Annotated in this window: 12 protein-coding genes; 11 read left to right on the top strand and 1 reads right to left on the bottom strand. The window is 47.4% G+C overall.

Features of this window, described 5'->3' with window-relative positions; genetic code table 11:
* Positions 1-28 precede the first annotated feature (28 nt).
* The 7 genes from pilW to der all read left to right on the top strand — a co-directional run bounded on the left by pilW (position 29) and on the right by der (position 7,843).
* Entirely contained in the window at positions 29-817 is a 789-nt protein-coding gene (gene pilW, locus L5L91_RS04130; protein WP_028761255.1) for a type IV pilus biogenesis/stability protein PilW, read from the top strand.
* A complete protein-coding gene (locus L5L91_RS04125; RefSeq protein ID WP_168824531.1) occupies positions 814-1,878 on the top strand; it encodes a RodZ domain-containing protein in 1,065 nt (354 codons plus the stop codon). Before pilW ends, L5L91_RS04125 begins: the two co-directional genes overlap by 4 nt.
* A gap of 48 nt (positions 1,879-1,926) precedes the next feature.
* Entirely contained in the window at positions 1,927-3,042 is a 1,116-nt protein-coding gene (gene ispG, locus L5L91_RS04120) for a flavodoxin-dependent (E)-4-hydroxy-3-methylbut-2-enyl-diphosphate synthase (RefSeq protein WP_168824529.1), read from the top strand.
* A 144-nt stretch (positions 3,043-3,186) separates the two neighbouring features.
* Positions 3,187-4,464 carry a histidine--tRNA ligase gene (hisS, locus tag L5L91_RS04115; RefSeq protein WP_263222182.1) on the top strand — a complete coding sequence of 426 codons (1,278 nt, stop codon included), beginning with the start codon at positions 3,187-3,189 and terminating at the stop codon, positions 4,462-4,464.
* A 13-nt stretch (positions 4,465-4,477) separates the two neighbouring features.
* Complete coding sequence (locus L5L91_RS04110) at positions 4,478-5,098, top strand: tetratricopeptide repeat protein (RefSeq protein ID WP_168824527.1); 621 nt, start codon at positions 4,478-4,480, stop codon at positions 5,096-5,098.
* Positions 5,099-5,109: 11 nt separating this feature from the next.
* Complete coding sequence (gene bamB / locus L5L91_RS04105; protein WP_263235717.1) at positions 5,110-6,297, top strand: outer membrane protein assembly factor BamB; 1,188 nt, start codon at positions 5,110-5,112, stop codon at positions 6,295-6,297.
* 79 nt (positions 6,298-6,376) lie between these two features.
* Positions 6,377-7,843, top strand: coding sequence for a ribosome biogenesis GTPase Der (gene der, locus L5L91_RS04100; protein WP_006082478.1), 1,467 nt, complete (start codon positions 6,377-6,379; stop codon positions 7,841-7,843).
* An 82-nt stretch (positions 7,844-7,925) separates the two neighbouring features.
* On the opposite strand, the gene xseA is transcribed toward der, so the two are convergent.
* A complete protein-coding gene (xseA, locus tag L5L91_RS04095) occupies positions 7,926-9,272 on the bottom strand; it encodes an exodeoxyribonuclease VII large subunit (RefSeq protein ID WP_168824523.1) in 1,347 nt (448 codons plus the stop codon).
* A gap of 120 nt (positions 9,273-9,392) precedes the next feature.
* On the opposite strand from xseA, the gene guaB reads away from it, so the two are divergent.
* From guaB to tadA, 4 genes are all read left to right on the top strand, one after another.
* Entirely contained in the window at positions 9,393-10,859 is a 1,467-nt protein-coding gene (guaB, locus tag L5L91_RS04090; protein WP_263235716.1) for an IMP dehydrogenase, read from the top strand.
* A gap of 116 nt (positions 10,860-10,975) precedes the next feature.
* Positions 10,976-12,553 (top strand): glutamine-hydrolyzing GMP synthase, encoded by a 1,578-nt coding sequence (guaA, locus tag L5L91_RS04085; RefSeq protein ID WP_263235715.1) that lies wholly within the window; start codon positions 10,976-10,978, stop codon positions 12,551-12,553.
* 373 nt (positions 12,554-12,926) lie between these two features.
* The gene (locus L5L91_RS04080) at positions 12,927-16,763 is read left to right on the top strand and encodes a hypothetical protein (protein ID WP_263235714.1); all 3,837 of its coding nucleotides are present in this window, start codon (positions 12,927-12,929) and stop codon (positions 16,761-16,763) included.
* A 157-nt stretch (positions 16,764-16,920) separates the two neighbouring features.
* The gene (tadA, locus tag L5L91_RS04075) at positions 16,921-17,445 is read left to right on the top strand and encodes a tRNA adenosine(34) deaminase TadA (RefSeq protein ID WP_219253484.1); all 525 of its coding nucleotides are present in this window, start codon (positions 16,921-16,923) and stop codon (positions 17,443-17,445) included.
* Positions 17,446-17,710 lie beyond the last annotated feature (265 nt).

Below are 17,710 nucleotides of genomic sequence, written 5' to 3'. Positions count from 1 at the left end.
TTGTTTGCACAGATTTATAGGCTTGCCCATGAAGCATGGATTGCCAAGGTTTTCGTTGATTTTAAGCCTGTCATTATTGATGACAGGCTGCGTCACTGAGCGTACTTATACTGGGACAGATATTCCTGTTTCGGAACGAAAGTTAGACAAAGTCGCCGCCGCAAGAGAGCGGATGCAGCTCGGTTTAACCTATTTAAATCGAGGTAGCACGGAACAAGCCAAATACAATCTTGATAAAGCATTAGAATATGCTCCAGAGCTCGAAGATGTGCATACCGCTCTGGCTTATTACTATCAAACCGTGGGCGATTTAGTGCGTACCGAAGAGTCGTACATGAATGCCATTAGTACTAAGGACGCCTCTGGCGATTCCATGAATAATTTCGGGGTGTTTTTGTGCCAACAAAAGCAATACAACAAAGCTGAAAAAATGTTTTTGGCCGCAATTGAAATGCCCAAATATACGCGCACTGCCTCAAGCTATGAGAACTTAGGTCTTTGTAGTCGCGAAGCAGGACAAGCAGAAAAGGCACGACAGTATTTTCAGATGGCGTTAAAGTATGACCCGAGACGCTCGGTGTCATTACTGGAGTTGGCAGAGTTAGAAGTCGATCAAGGTGATTTTATTCAGGCGCGAAACCAATTAGCGCGCTATCACCAAGTGGCTGAGCAAACTCCAGAAAGTTTAGCGCTCGGGATCAAAATAGAGCAGGCAGTGAATGATGATGCCGCTGTGAAGAGATTTGGTATTTTATTGCTTGCCAAATTCCCAGCATCACCTCAGGCCAAGCAATACAGAGTTAATTTGCATCAATGAAAGATCATGAAACCAATGCGCCAGTTGAGTCGGTAGCACCGCAATCAGTCGCGCTAGATGTCACGCTTGGTACTTTATTAAAAGCCGCCCGCGAAAAAATGGGCCTTAGTATTCAAGATGCCGCTGTAAAGCTGCATCTACGTCCTCGTATTATTGAAGATATTGAAGCTGACAATTTTACGAATATAGCCTCATCGACTTATGTACGTGGCTATGTGAAAAACTACGCGCGTATGGTCAGTGCCGATGCGGCTTTGATTGAAGCTTGTCTTGTGCAGCAAGTGCCAGTTGTGACTGAGCCTGCAATGCAAAGTTTTTCACGCAAAACCACATATCAAGCTCGCGATACACGTTTAACTTGGCTGAGTATTTTTATCGTCATAGTGTTACTCGGTTCGTTAGTCGTCTGGTGGATGCAAAAAACGACCTTGCTAAGCACTATTGATGTGTCGCAACCCACGGCTGAAGAGGTCGCAGCAGCGAATCAGACGCTGCCAGGTGATGTGTTATTGACCGAAACGGATGCCAGTCCTCGTTTGACTGAGATTGCCGCAAACGGCTCAATGTCTATCGATGGTCCAATTAAAGATACTGATGCAAGCACTATTGATGTCAGCACAGGACCAACGGACAATAATTATCCTCAGACCGTTGATACGAGTAATGAAGATGGCGGTTCAGCAATCGCAGCCACAACGCCATCGGTTCCGCAAACGACAGCTCCTGTAGTCCAACAGCCTGTTAGTGCAACGCCTTCACCGACCACAACATCAACGACCACTGCCACTGCAGCAAGTACTTTGGTTGCTGTTGCAGGACAATCGATTATAGATGTCCAGTTGACGGGTGATTGCTGGATAAACATTGTTGATGCTAAAGGTAAAGCGTTAGTCGATGGTGTTAAAGGCGCTGGCGCAACAGTGCAAGTGAGCGGTGTGCCACCGTTTAAAGTCATTTTAGGTGCACCCCATGTAGCGACCTTAAGCTTAGATGGTCAAATTGTTAGCCTAGCGGATTTTCCCAAGGGACGAGTCGCGCGTTTAACCTTGCCTAAAGCCTAACGACCGCGTAATGATCTGCAGCACGTACCGAAATAGAGCGTATTAAGCATGTATAATGAAACTCCCATAAAAAGACGTCCTTCCACCCGCATTTATGTGGGTAATGTACCGATTGGTGATGGGGCGCCGATTGCTGTTCAGTCAATGACCAATACTAAGACCACAGATGTTGAAGCGACAATTGCTCAAATTCGTGCCTTAGAGAAAGTCGGTGCCGATATAGTGCGTATCTCTGTACCCACTATGGATGCGGCTGAAGCCTTTAAGCTCATTAAGCAAGCGGTCAATGTTCCTTTAGTGGCCGACATTCATTTTGATTATCGCATTGCTCTAAAAGTTGCCGAGTACGGTGTCGATTGCCTTCGAATCAATCCGGGCAATATAGGCAATGAAGAGCGTATTCGTAGCGTGGTGGAATGTGCCCGTGACCATAATATTCCCATCCGTATTGGTGTGAATGGTGGGTCATTAGAAAAAGATCTAATGGACAAGTACAAAGAACCCACACCTGAAGCCTTGCTTGAATCAGCTATGCGCCATGTGGATATTCTGGACAGATTGAACTTTGACCAGTTTAAGGTCAGCGTTAAAGCCTCCGATGTATTTTTAGCGGTCGAATCTTACCGTTTATTAGCAAAACAAATTCGTCAACCCCTGCATTTAGGCATTACAGAAGCCGGTGGCGCGCGCGCGGGTTCAGTGAAATCGGCCGTAGGCTTAGGTATGTTATTGGCCGAAGGCATAGGTGATACCCTACGTATTTCCTTGGCCGCTGATCCGGTCGAAGAAATCAAAGTCGGTTTTGACATTTTAAAGTCGCTGCGTATTCGTAGCCGTGGCATTAATTTCATTGCCTGTCCATCTTGTTCTCGTCAAGAGTTCGATGTGATCAGTACAGTCAATGAGTTAGAGCGTCGCCTCGAAGACGTGACTACCGCCATGGATGTGTCTATTATCGGCTGCGTAGTTAACGGCCCAGGTGAAGCCTTAGTGTCGCACATCGGTTTAACTGGTGGGCACAATAAGAGCGGTTACTATGATGAGGGTGAACGTCAAAAAGAACGTTTTGACAACGACAACATTGTCGATTCCCTCGAAGCGAAAATTCGCGCAAAAGCCACTCAAATGGCGAACCGTATTCAAATCAAAGACACAACTGAGTAATATGTACCCGCATTTGGGCATAGATTACGCCTAATGATGTTGAGCTAGGCCCCGAAACCGACGGGGTCGTTTTACGTTTTACGCTCAAAAGCCTATAATGCGTGACATTTTTATTAATTTAGCGAAATCGGACGAGTCGATACAGTGGCAAAACAGATCCAAGCGATTCGCGGAATGAATGACATTCTGCCAACTCAAAGTCCTCTATGGCAAAAAGTGGAAGCGGTACTACGTTCGAGCGTCAGTGCTTACGGTTACAGCGAAATCCGCACTCCAATAGTGGAAAATACCGATCTTTTTAAACGCTCTATCGGTGAAGTGACTGATATTGTTGAAAAAGAAATGTATACCTTCGCAGATAATAACGGTGACAGCTTAACGCTACGCCCTGAAGGTACCGCGTCGACAGTGCGTGCAGGTAACGAAAACGGTCTGCTATATAACCAAGAGCAACGTCTTTGGTATATGGGTCCTATGTTCCGCCACGAACGTCCACAAAAAGGCCGTTATCGTCAGTTTAACCAATTTGGCGTTGAAGTGTATGGCATTGGCTCGGCTGATATTGATGCTGAAGTCTTGATGCTATCGGCACGTCTGTGGGAAAAACTCGGTATTAGCGAGCACGTCTCGTTAGAGCTAAATACCTTAGGTGATCCTGCTGAGCGCGCTGTTTATCGTGATGCCTTAATAGCGTTTTTAGAGCTGCATAAAGATGCGCTCGATGAAGACAGTAAGCGTCGCATGTACAGCAATCCACTGCGAGTATTGGATTCAAAAGATCAAAATGTCCAAGCCATATTGGTTGATGCACCTGAGTTAATGGATTTTCTCGGTGAAGAATCAAAGACACATTTTTCACAATTACGTGAACTACTTGACGCAGTGGGTATCAAATACACCATTAATCCGCGTCTAGTACGTGGTTTAGATTACTATAATCGCACTGTATTTGAATGGGTTACATCTAGTTTAGGCTCACAAGGTACTGTACTTGCGGGTGGTCGCTACGATGGTTTAGTCGCCCAGTTAGGTGGTAAAGATACTCCAGCGGTCGGTTTTGCTATGGGCTTAGAGCGCATTGTCTTGCTGCTTGAAACCTTAGAGCTGACCAAAGATATTCCGCCAGAAGTGGATGTGTATGTCACGGCCATGGGGGATAGCTGTCTGGTTGAAGCCATCAAGGTCGCGCAGGAATTACGTAACGCACTGCCAAACCTTAAAGTGATGAGTCACTGTGGCGGCGGTAACGTGAAGAAACAAATGAAGCGTGCCGACAAAAGCGGTGCGAGTGTGGCACTACTGATAGGTGAAGATGAACTTGCCGAAGGTATGGTTACGGTTAAACATTTACGCAATGACATCGAACAACAACGGGTAGCTCGAAGTGCCTTAGGCACATTTTTGGCTGAACTGATCAAATAAAGGGGACGTGCGCGTGGAAATTTATAGCACAGAAGAACAACAAGTTGATGCTATCAAGCAGTTCTGGAAAGATTACGGAAATTCAATTTTAATCGGTGCCGTAGTGGGTTTAGGCGGCCTATATGCGTGGAATTATTATTCTGACGTTAAAGTGGCGCAAGCGGAAGAAGCTTCAAAAGCGTTCCAAAATTTGACCACTAAATCTGCCGATGAAGCCGCAATGCTTGCGGGTGTCGCCGAGTTTTCTAAAAATCACGATCAAAAAGGCTATCAAGCCTTGTTAGAACTGATCGTGGCCAAAACTGCGGTAGAAGCGAAGGATTATCCAAAAGCGATTGATGCTTTGAACAAGGTGATTGCGGCTAAACCCGGTGCTGGTTTAGATGTGATTGCGACTTTGCGTTTAGCACGAGTACAAGCAGAGCAAGGTCAAATTGATGCAGCTCTAGCGACCTTAGATCAAGTAACAGATAAAGCTTTCTTCGCTCAGCGCGATGAGTTGAAAGGTGATTTCTTAGTTCGTCAAGGTGAAGTTGAGAAGGCAAAAACAGCTTATCAAGCTGCCATGGACAATGGTGGTGTGGTGACAAGCCCTGCGCTTAAAATCAAACTTGATAGCCTAAATCAGGCATAAGGGATCCCTTGATGAAGTCTTGGTGCAAAAACCTGCTAGCCGCTGGATTAAGTCTGGCCATGTTATCCGCCTGTTCGTCGAGCGATGTCGAAGAAGAACCGGTAAGTGAGTTAACTGCCATTCAGGCGACAGTGTTTCCTGAAGTGAGTTGGAGCACCTCTGTCGGTAATGGTGTTGGTGATTATTATTCTCGCCTTGCCCCCGCCGTTAGTTATGGAAAAATTTTTGCCGCCGACCGTTATGGTGAAGTGGTTGCCTTCGATGAGGCCACTGGCGAGCGCGTTTGGACTAAAGATTTCAGCGAAGAGTTTCGTGATAACGCTTTAGCTAAAAATGAAGGTGCGCGTATTGCTGCTGGTGTGACTGCTGCGCGTAATAAAGTCTTTTTAGGTGGTGAAAGTGGGCTGCTTGCTGCATTGAACGCTGAAGATGGTCAAGTGTTATGGCATGTCGTTGCGGGCGGTGAATTACTGTCTGCTCCCACTGTGGCCGATGACGTCGTGGTGGTCAGTACCAGCTCTGGTTCACTCGAAGCGTTTAACGTTGATACTGGCGCCAAGCTGTGGGTGTATGAAATGCAATTGCCGAATCTGACCCTGCGCGGTACAGGTTCTGCAGCTTACGAAGCGGGTGGTTTCTTCATAGGTACCGCCGATGGCAAAGTGGCTGTTGTGATTAAAAACAATGGTCAAGCTGCGTGGGAACAGGCTATTTACAATCCAACGGGCGGTAACGAGTTTACGCGTATGGCCGACGTGGATATGACGCCCTTGATCCTTGGCGACAACTTATATGCAGTGAGCTACAACGGTAACTTAGTGTCGATGGAACTGCGCACGGGTCGAGTTGTGTGGACACGTAAGTATTCTAGCTTTAACGAGTTAGCATCAGCGGGCCTAAGCTTGTACTTAGTTGACGATCACAGCCGTATCTACTCAGTTGATAAACGTAACGGTTTGGAACTGTGGAGTAATTCTGAGTTAGCTAACCGCACTCTGACATCTCCGGCTGTATATAAAGACTATTTAGTTGTGGGTGATTTCGAAGGTTATTTGCACTTCATCGATCGCAGTACAGGGACGATTGTGGGTCGTGTCCAAGTGGACAGCTCAGGATTATACAGCCAGCCGTTAGTGGTGGATGATAAAATCTATGTTCAAGGTCGCAGCGGAAAGTTGGCTGTTGTAACACTTCCATAGTTAAAAGTGTTATCCTTGCTGAGCCCCTGGAAGTGTGTTCCGGGGGCTTTTTATTGAAAAGTTTTTTAGAGGCAAAATCATGATCCCTGTAGTGGCCCTTGTTGGTCGGCCGAACGTCGGTAAATCCACCCTATTTAATCGCCTTACGCGCACGCGTGATGCGCTGGTTGCTGACTTTCCTGGCCTAACACGTGACCGTAAATATGGTCGAGCATTCTTATCCGGCTATGAGTTCATTGTGGTCGATACCGGCGGTATCGATGGCACTGAAGAAGGGATCGAGACGAAAATGGCTGAGCAATCCCTTGCTGCCATTGAAGAAGCCGATGTCGTTCTATTTATGACCGATGCGCGCGCGGGTTTAACCGCTGCGGATCTGTCGATTGCACAGCACTTACGTAGCCGTGAAAAAACCACCTTTGTGGTTGCAAACAAAGTTGACGGTATTGATGCCGATTCAGCTTGTGCCGAGTTTTGGTCTTTAGGTCTTGGTGAAGTTTACCAAATGGCGGCGTCTCAAGGACGTGGTGTGACCAATATGATCGAATACGCACTGACCCCTTATGCCGAAGCGATGGGCATTGTGCGTCAAGGTGAGGACGAAGTTACTGAAGAGCGTGAATATACCGAAGAAGAAGCCGAAGCTGAGCAAAAGCGTCTGCAAGATTTGCCTATCAAGCTGGCGATCATAGGTAAACCTAACGTCGGTAAGTCAACCCTGACTAACCGTATTCTAGGTGAAGAGCGCGTTGTGGTATTTGATGAACCCGGCACGACCCGTGACAGTATTTACATTCCAATGGAACGTGAAGGTCGCGAGTACGTGATTATCGATACCGCGGGTGTTCGTCGTCGCAGTAAAGTACATCAAGTCATTGAGAAATTCTCAGTGATCAAGACCTTGAAAGCGGTTGAAGATGCTAACGTGGTTTTGCTTATCATCGATGCCCGTGAAGGTATTGCCGAGCAAGATTTAGGTCTGTTAGGTTTCGCACTCAATGCGGGTCGCGCTTTAGTTATTGCCGTCAACAAGTGGGATGGTATCGACCAAGGCATTAAAGATCGCGTGAAGAGCGAGCTTGACCGTCGTCTTGGTTTTATCGACTTTGCCCGTATTCACTTTATTTCGGCGCTGCACGGTACTGGTGTTGGCCATTTATTTGAATCGATTGAAGAAGCTTACGACAGTGCCACACGCCGCGTCAGCACTTCTATGCTGACCCGTATTATGCAAATGTCGCAGGACGATCACCAGCCGCCATTAGTGAATGGCCGTCGTGTGAAGCTTAAATACGCTCACGCCGGTGGTTACAATCCGCCAATCGTGGTTATTCACGGTAACCAAGTGAGTAGACTGCCTGACTCGTATAAGCGTTACATGATGAACTACTTCCGTCGTTCATTGAAAGTCGTAGGTACGCCAATCCAGCTGCGTTTCCAAGAGGGTGATAACCCATTTGAAAACAAGACTGAGAAGTTGACTATGAGCCAAGAGCGCCGCCGCAAGCGCGCACAAAGCCATATTAAAGACAGAAAAACCAAATAGTGTTTTTTACCAGACACATTTGAAACAAAAGGAACCTTAGGGTTCCTTTTGTGTTTTAAGACTATTTCAGCGTCATGTAGATTTATTCGAGCGGCTTTATCTGAGTGACGGTTGAAATCACTTGTCCATGGCGCAAGCGGGTCTGCAAACTATCACCTATGGCCAGTTTATCAGCAGAGTCGACCACTTGATTGTGGATGTCAGTGGTAATGCTGTAACCACGGCTTAAAGTGGCAAGCGGACTGACGGTTTCGAGTTGATGGGCCGCGTATTTTATCCGCTGTTCACTTTGGCTGAGTTTGTCCTGCAATGCATCCTGTAAGCGGCTCGCAAGATAACTTAAGCGGTTACCCTCAATGGCGAGTTTATGCTTGGGAGATTGCTGTTCAAGGCGGCTTGCGAGCAACTGCTGACGGCGGCTGAGCAGATGCAAGCGATTCGACAGCGCGGACTCTAGTCGTAATTGCATCTCATCGAATCTTTGTTCGAACTGCTGCAAAGTCCGTTTAGGGTCTTGGCGTTGCAGTCTGTGCTCTAGCAAACTAAGTCGTCTTTCTTGTTTAAGCTGATAATGTTTCGCGCTTTGTTGCAGGCGCGATAAGGCTGTGGCGAGTTTTTGCGCCTTATTATCACTGTCTTGTGATAATAGCTCCGCGCCCGCAGAGGGTGTTGGGGCGCGGATATCAGCAACATAATCACTGATAGTCGTATCAACCTCGTGGCCGACGGCGCTGACAATGGGCAGGGCGCTGTTATAAATCGTGTGGGCGAGGGCTTCGCTGTTAAAACACCACAAATCCTCAAGCGAACCGCCGCCGCGGGTGAGCAGTAATACATCGACTTCTAAACGTTGGTTGGCGATATTGATTGCCTGACAAATACTCTGCGCCGCGGTTTCGCCCTGAACTTGAGTCGGATAGATAATGACTTCAATCGAAGGATCGCGCCTTGCCAATACATGTAACACATCACGGATCGCCGCACCCGTAGGTGACGTAATAACGCCAATGCGTTGAATATTTTTGGGTAGCAATCTTTTGGTGTCGGCGGCGAATAATCCTTCGGCTGCGAGCTTCATCTTGAGTGCATCGAACTGCTGGGCGAGTAATCCATCCCCAGCGGGCAGCATGGACTCAATTAATAATTGATAGTCGCCTCTGGGTTCATAAACGCTGATCGCGCCTTTGACCAGCACTTGCTGACCATTGATGGGCTTAAAGCTGACCGTCTGGTTACGGCCCTTAAACATGGCGCAACGGATCTGTGAAGAGTGGTCTTTTAAGGTGAGATACCAATGACCTGAGCTGGGGGAGGAAAAGTTGGATATTTCGCCATTAAGCCAAATTTTACCCAGTTGTCCTTCGAGAATTTGTCTGACTTCACCATTGAGCCGCGAGACAGTATAAATGTTGTTTTTGGTGCCTTGCATCGAATAACTCAATAAAATGGGGATATTTACTATTTTCCATTTACCAGTGGCGATATGCAAGGTATAATCCCGCCGCAATATTTCACCTCTAAATCCTACTCAACTGGGGAGATGTTGCATATGCTACGTTTAATTAAAGAAGCGCTTACTTTTGACGATGTGTTGCTTGTTCCTGCGCATTCGACTGTACTCCCAAATACCGCCATTCTAAAAACTCGCCTGACCAATACCATTGAATTGAATATCCCACTTGTGTCTGCCGCTATGGACACAGTCACCGAAGCTCGTCTTGCGATCGCGATGGCGCAGGAAGGTGGCTTAGGCTTTATTCATAAAAACATGAGTATTGAAAAACAAGCCGAAGAAGTTCGTAAAGTAAAAATTTACGAAGCGGGCGTGGTTCAACAACCTGTGACTGTGACTCCATCAACGACCTTAGCCGATCTGAAAGTGTTAACACTGAAGAATGGTTTTGCGGGTTATCCCGTGGTCAATGAAGCCAACGAGCTGGTCGGTATCATTACTGGCCGTGACGTACGTTTCGTGACAGATTGGAGCAAAACGGTAGAAGAAGTGATGACGCCTAAAGCGCGTTTAGTCACTGTTGCCGAAGGCACTAAATTAGATGAAGTGCAAAAATTGATGCACTCACATCGTATCGAAAAAGTGTTAGTGGTCGATGATAACTATAAATTGAAAGGCCTTATCACAGTTAAAGACTTCGAAAAAGCCGAACGTAAACCGAATGCCTGTAAAGATGAGTTAGGCCGTTTACGTGTGGGCGCCGCCGTCGGTGCGGGTGCCGGCAACGAAGAGCGCGTTGATGCGCTGGTTAAGGCCGGTGTTGACGTACTGCTGATCGATTCTTCCCATGGCCATTCCGAAGGCGTATTACAACGTATTCGCGAAACCCGTGCCAAATACCCAGATTTACAAATTGTCGGTGGTAACGTTGCCACGGCAGAGGGCGCATTAGCGCTGGTTGAGGCGGGCGTTAACGCCGTTAAAGTCGGTATTGGCCCTGGTTCTATTTGTACGACTCGTATTGTTACCGGTGTGGGTGTGCCACAAATTACTGCGGTTTCCGATGCCGCCGAAGCCGTAAAAGGCTTAGGTATTCCTGTAATTGCCGACGGTGGCGTGCGTTTCTCTGGCGATTTAGCTAAAGCATTAGCCGCGGGAGCCTCTTGCATTATGGCGGGTTCAATGTTTGCCGGTACCGATGAAGCACCGGGTGAAACCGAGTTATATCAAGGGCGTGCATATAAATCATACCGTGGTATGGGTTCATTAGGCGCTATGTCTCAAGGATCTTCCGATCGTTATTTCCAATCTGACAATGCTGCCGACAAACTCGTGCCAGAAGGCATTGAAGGCCGCGTACCTTACAAAGGCAAGCTGAAGGAAATCATCCACCAACATATGGGCGGCCTACGTTCATGCATGGGCTTAACGGGCTGTGCCACTATCCTTGAACTGAATGAAAAAGCGCAATTTGTGAAAGTGACTTCTGCGGGTATGGGCGAGTCCCATGTGCACGATGTGACTATCACTAAAGAAGCACCTAACTACCGTTCAGGTTCTTAAGCGTTTGACATAACGGGGCGGCGATAAGCCGCCCCGTTAGTAATCTGTGTAATGCCCTCAAGATTGACCATATCGATTTTGAGCCAAGTTAAACAATAGATGAGAAAAGGTTATCCATGAGCGATATTCATGAGCACAAGATACTGATCCTCGATTTTGGATCCCAGTACACTCAACTGATTGCCCGTCGTATCCGTGAAATTGGCGTTTACTGCGAATTATGGGCGTGGGATGTGACCGAAGCCCAAATCCGTGAGTTTGCCCCTAATGGTATTATCCTAGCGGGCGGCCCTGAAAGTGTGACGGCTGAAAATTCTCCCCGTGCACCTGAATATGTCTTTAACGCTGGCGTGCCCGTGTTAGGTATCTGTTACGGCATGCAAACCATGTCTGAGCAGCTTGGCGGTAAAGTGATCCAAGGTGTGGGCGAAGGTGAATTCGGTTACGCGCAGATCGAAATGTTGGCGCAATCGGCACTGTTTAAAGATATCGAAGACGCCGTCAATAGCGAAGGTAAACCGCTGCTTGATGTGTGGATGAGCCACGGTGATAAAGTGTCTGCGATCCCCGAGGGATTTGTGGCGGTGGCTAAAACCGATACTTGCCCCTTTGCGGCCATGGCCCACGAAGGAAAACGTTTCTATGGCGTACAATTCCACCCTGAAGTGACCCACACTCGCCAAGGTCAGCGCATGTTATCGCATTTTGCCTTAGACATTTGTGGCTGTGCCGCTAACTGGAAACCTTCCTCTATCATCGAAGATGCGATTGAGCGTCTGAAAAAGCAAATCGGCGATGATGAAGTGATTTTAGGGCTGTCTGGTGGTGTCGATTCATCGGTTGTGGCCATGTTGCTGCACCGTGCTATCGGCAAAAAACTGACCTGCGTGTTTGTGGATAACGGTTTATTACGTTTGAACGAAGCCGAGCAAGTGATGGACATGTTCGGCGATCATTTCGGCCTGAACATTATCCATGTCGATGCGGAAAACCGTTTCCTCGATGCGATGAAGGGCGTTGCCGATCCTGAAGCAAAACGCAAAATTATCGGCCGTGTCTTCGTCGAGATTTTCGATGAAGAGTCGAAGAAGTGCGTTAATGCTAAGTGGCTAGCCCAAGGCACGATTTACCCCGATGTGATTGAATCCGCTGGCAGCGCCACAGGCAAAGCCCATGTGATCAAGTCGCACCATAACGTGGGCGGTTTGCCAGACGATATGGCGCTCGGTTTAGTCGAGCCTCTGCGTGAACTGTTCAAAGATGAAGTCCGTAAAATCGGTTTAGAGTTAGGCCTGCCGTACAACATGCTTTACCGCCACCCGTTCCCGGGCCCAGGCTTAGGGGTACGCGTTTTAGGTGAAGTGAAGAAGGAATACTGCGATTTACTGCGCCGCGCCGATGCTATCTTCATCGAAGAGTTGCATAAAGCCGACCTGTACAACAAAGTTAGCCAAGCCTTTACCGTGTTCCTACCCGTGCGTTCTGTCGGCGTGATGGGCGATGGCCGTAAATACGATTGGGTGGTGTCACTGCGCGCCGTCGAAACCATCGACTTTATGACCGCACACTGGGCACATCTGCCCTATGATTTCTTAGGTCGCGTATCAAACCGCATCATCAACGAAGTCGATGGCATTTCCCGCGTAGTTTACGATATCTCTGGCAAGCCGCCAGCGACGATCGAGTGGGAATAGCCCAAATATAAATAGCTAATAAGATACTATTTATGATTTATCTCAATGCCAGTCATTTTATTGACTGGCATTTTTATTGGGATGACGATATTTTTTCTAAAAAAAAACAAGGTGATCCAAAAATCTGAAGCAGTCAGTATTGCTTCGGACGCAAATTGCAGTCCTTTGACTGAGTAATAATATAAGACAGCACTTTCTTTCCAATGCGGGATTGTGTACCACTATTTGAGTTAACACATCTATTGATAAGGTTTTTCTCCTTAAACTTCTTTTTAATCATTATGCTAAGAGCTGTTATTATCGAATTCTTGATTATCCGATAAAATTATCTTGCTCTAGATAGAGTTAACAAGATGTTCAGCTGAGGATTACCGTGGCAATTTTTGATATTGAGAAAGACGAATTACTCCGACTCTCTGATACTCTGCTCGAAGAGTTGATTGCTCGCCTCGCCGAGGCTGAAATAGCAGCGCAGGGGCATAGCCCTGCGTATGTAAACTGGTCAGGTTCAATTAAAGCTGCTGATGGTGGGATTGATATTCACGTTCAAGTCCCTGTCGCTCAGCTGAGCACAGGTTTTCTCGAAAGGCCCAACACAATTCTTCAGGCAAAAAAGCATTCGATGCCGAGGGCTGCAATTACTAAGGAAATGGTCACCGCAGGGAAACTGTCTCCGACCATCTCTGAACATGCTAAAAAAGGTGGGAGCTATATCATTGTCAGCTTAGGTGATGATTGCTCTCCTCTTATGAAGAGGGACCGCCTCAAAGCTATGCGAGATGCCGTAGCGGATGATCCTAATAGTGACAATCTTTACTTGGACTTCTACGACCGTTCTAAACTGGCTCAATGGGTACGGCAACATCCGTCAGTCATGCTCTGGACAAAAAGAAATCTCGGTCAGGGATATTCCGGTTGGCAGCCATACGGCGCATGGAGCAATCCACCAGAGGGGACGCCGGACATCTTGATTTCAGCACCAGGTGTGACTGTCACTCTGCCGTCAGGCAGGGGGCAACAGCTCAGCATTAATGACGCCATCGCACCGATGCGAGATCTTATTCGCTCTACTAGGAAGGCGGTTCGCATCACTGGGTTATCTGGTGTTGGAAAGACCAGAATCGTACAGGCACTTTTCGATGAAACGGTCGGTACAGATGCGCTTGACCGGACTATCGCAGTTTATGTTGATACCGGAGAAAGCCTGGAGCCTTCTGCTACAGCAATGCTAGACAGGCTGATTGCAGAGGGTAAACGGGTCATCATGATCCTCGATAATTGCCCTTCAGATTTACACTCTTCGCTTGCAAGCAAGGTATCGGCCGTAGGCACAATGGTCAGCCTTATCACGGTTGAATATGACATCAGAGACGATAAGCCTCAGACCACAGAGGTCATCCATATAGAAGCGGTTGGGCCTGAGGTGGCTGAACAGCTTCTGCTGCGCCGTTTTCCTAAAATCGGCCAGAATAACACCCGCCGAATTGCCGAGTTTGCTGATGGTAATGCGAGGGTATCCCTAGCTATCGCCGAGCGGGTTGAGGAAGGTGAGAGTTTGGCTCAGCTTTCTGATACTCAGTTGTTTGATCGCTTGTTTGAGCAACGCAAAGGCCCTGATGATAACCTGCGTGAGCACGCTGAAGTACTGTCTCTGGTCTATTCGTTCTCGGTAGCAACTGTTGAGAAAGGCCAAAACGAACTTGAGTTATTGGGTTCGAACTTTGGGTATTCTGCAAGCCAATTGTATCGGTCAGTCAACAAGTTGTCAGGCCGCCATATTGTACAGAAGAGGGCTCATTGGAGAGCTATTTTACCCCATGTCATTGCCAATAAGTTGGCGACATCGGCACTGAATAATTTACCCGTTGCTCAACTCAGAGAAACCTTTGAAGCCCCCGAACGTCAACGCTTACTCATGTCTTTCGCACATAGGCTTGGGTTGTTGCACGATCATCCTGTGGCTAAAGAGATCGTTGAGATTTGGCTTCAACCCGATGGGTTGCTGGGGCGGATAACAGAATTAAACGATATATCGGCACGAATGCTGGATTATATCGCACCAGTTGCGCCAGAAGTTCTGCTCGACAGAATTGAAGCGATGCTTATCTCCTCTGATTTTAAGGGCATGAAACTAGGTTATAAGTCTCGGCGAACGTCAATTATTAATCTTCTGCTATTACTGGCGTATGAACCGAGCGCCTTTGAGCGTTGTATCAGGCTACTCATTCGTCTGGCGGACTTCGAGGAGGAAAGTAGCAACAATGCCTCGGTGCGAAATCAGATAACGAAGTTCTTCCAAGCATATCTCTCTGGTACCCACGCTACTTTAGAGCAACGCATTGCGACCATGAATGAATGTCTTTCATCAAGTGTGGCTGGACGTAGGTCGCTGGGTTTTAGGATGCTCTCTACTGCCTTAGAGGCGCGGTGGAGTGGGTCAGGGGTAAACGAGTTTGGTGCTCGCCCAAGAGATTATGGATTTCAACCCAATCACGATCAGCTGGTGCAGTGGCGCAGTGCTTTTATCGACGTTGCTGTCAAACTGGGAACCTCCGGTGATTCGACTCTTGAAGATCTTGCAAGACAGACGCTGGCGAAAGCATTTAGAGGAATGTGGCGACAAGTTGCAATGAGGGAAAAACTAATTGACGCTGCTCGCAAATTACATGCACATCGCCCTTGGGGAGATGGTTGGAAAGCCGTCCGAACAACTATCTATTTCGACTATACCAAGCGCAAAGACGGTGATGATGTTGAGCCACCGCCAGACAATCTTGCCGCATTGGAGAGGGAGTTGGAGCCCCATGACTTGATTCCGGCAATTCTGACTTATGTGCTGAGCAATAGGCAGGATTATTGGGCATTGGATGCTAATTTTGATCATGAAAAAATCCACAAATATAATGAAGCTAGGCAATTACTTGAAACCAAGGCGTTCCGGTTAGGAGAGGAGTTTGTGTTATCGGACCATAAGCTCGACGAGCTGGGTCCACATCTTTTTTCAAATGATTGGATGCCTAATCGCACAGCATTTGGGAAGGGGGTTGCGAAGGGAGCACATGACTTGTGGGCTACTTGGCTGCAACTCGTCGATCAACTGGAACAACATGCAGAGGCAAGCTGGAATTTTGCTATCTTTGATGGCTTCATCACAGAGGTTAATTCCATCAATTCATTTCTGGCTGAAAAACTGCTCGACCAGTGCGCTCAACATCCTATACTTCGGCGCGCATTAGTCTATCTACATCCTTTGGGGACATTTACAGAAACAGACCTAGATCGTTGTATGGCAATTCTAGATGACCCAGAAATTCACCCTAGCATATATGAACCAATCCTTTGGCGGGACGAGTATGCACATTTACCTAAAGGCCGTATCATCAATCTCGCTCAACGGCTTTTGAGTAAACCGAACGGCGATGATGTGGTGTTGGATGCGCTAAGCATGAGGTTGCATGAAAAAGACGTGGATGTGGATTCACTTGGCCCCGACTTTCGACAAATAGGTTTAAGAGCTGCGATCTTGAGTCTCTCAAAAAATCATGACAATTATAGTGGTGGCAGGGATTACCGAATGGAGCGTGTGATCAGTGCTGCGTTACGCTTTAATGGCAATGAGGCCGCAAAGCAAGAGTGGTTGGATACCATATTTACTGTTGTCGATGACAACTATGGTTACATTTATTCATGCGAAAACACCATAGCGTCGACTTCGGCATTAATGCCAGCAGCATTCCTGAATCGTGTTTTTGACGGCACTGAAAAGCAACAACATCTGCGGCAGTTCTTTATTCGGCATAGCGGATTGGAGCCGTCAATTCTCGCCAAAATCGATGTGGACGTGTTGATTGAATGGTGCAGTGCCAGAAACGATACCAACGTGTGGGCGATTGTAGCGGCGGGTATTAGTCTCTGGGAACAGGATGGAAATAAGGGTGCAGTTATTATGTCAGAGTCAGCGCTCAGACTGCTGGAAGCATCTCCTAAACCTGAAACTGTTCTGGAGGCATTTGCTGAACGTGTTACTTCTGGTAGCCGAGCAAACGCAATGCAACCTGGAGCGGATGCTATTAAAAAGTTGGTTGAACATGAAAGATCAGATATTGCGGCCGCAGCTAAAACACTCTCTGCAAACTTGGTTCAACTAATCGAGCGCCAGAAAGAGCGAGAACAGCGGGAGGATATGGAGCACGAGCAACGGTTTGAATAAGGGCTACTCTCCCCGAACTCTGCATGTCCAATCCCGAGAGAGATGAAAGCCCATTATCTACTCAGGCAACAATCGAGAGGGCTTAATCCTTATTCAGTGAAAGGCGCCAAGTGCGCCTTTTTTATTGGTTATAGGTATAATTGCCGTATTTTTACAGATGAGTGACAGCCTAGTGGACCAAATGAAGTTAGATGAACATTGGATGCAAGTCGCGATGCTGATGGCAGAAAAAGCCGAGGCCGAGGGCGAAGTGCCCGTGGGTGCGGTATTGGTCAAAGACGGTCAGCAGATTGCGACGGGTTACAATTTATCCATTAGCCAGCACGATCCTAGCGCCCATGCGGAAATTTTATGTTTGCGGGAAGCGGGGCGTTTGGTCGAAAACTATCGTCTTTTAGATGCGACTTTATATGTCACCCTCGAGCCTTGCGCTATGTGTGCGGGCGCTATGGTGCATAGCAGAATTGCTCGTGTGGTATTTGGCGCACGGGATGAAAAAACGGGTGCAGCGGGTACTGTGCTGAATTTGCTGCAACATCCGGCATTTAATCACCAAGTTGAAGTCACATCTGGGGTGCTGGCCGATGCTTGTAGCGCGCAATTGAGTCGTTTTTTTAAACGTCGCAGGGAAGAGAAAAAAGCCCTGAAACAGGCTCAAAAGGCGCAGCAAGCTATTGGGTAAGTGACGATTAACGTGACAGGATTAATCCTGAGACTGAATAAAAGTAAAGAAGAGTTTTTGACGATTTAAAATACGGCGATGACGAATTTTTAGCAAAGTACGACGACGCGCAACGGTATTGTTGATGGTTTTTCTTCTCATATTGACCCCATTAATTGTTATTATCGATGCCCTACAGAGATTTATCTTAGGTCATAACCCAAGACAGTAGCAGTTGCACAGGAGTGCAGCAATAGCACTGGTCAGATAAGCTGAACTAAGCGAT

Source organism: Shewanella sp. SM55 (genome assembly GCF_025654025.1).
Classification (GTDB): Bacteria; Pseudomonadota; Gammaproteobacteria; order Enterobacterales; family Shewanellaceae; genus Shewanella; species Shewanella oncorhynchi.
The sequence above is the reverse complement of the archived record's forward strand: the minus strand, read 5'-3'. Positions and strand labels throughout refer to the sequence as shown.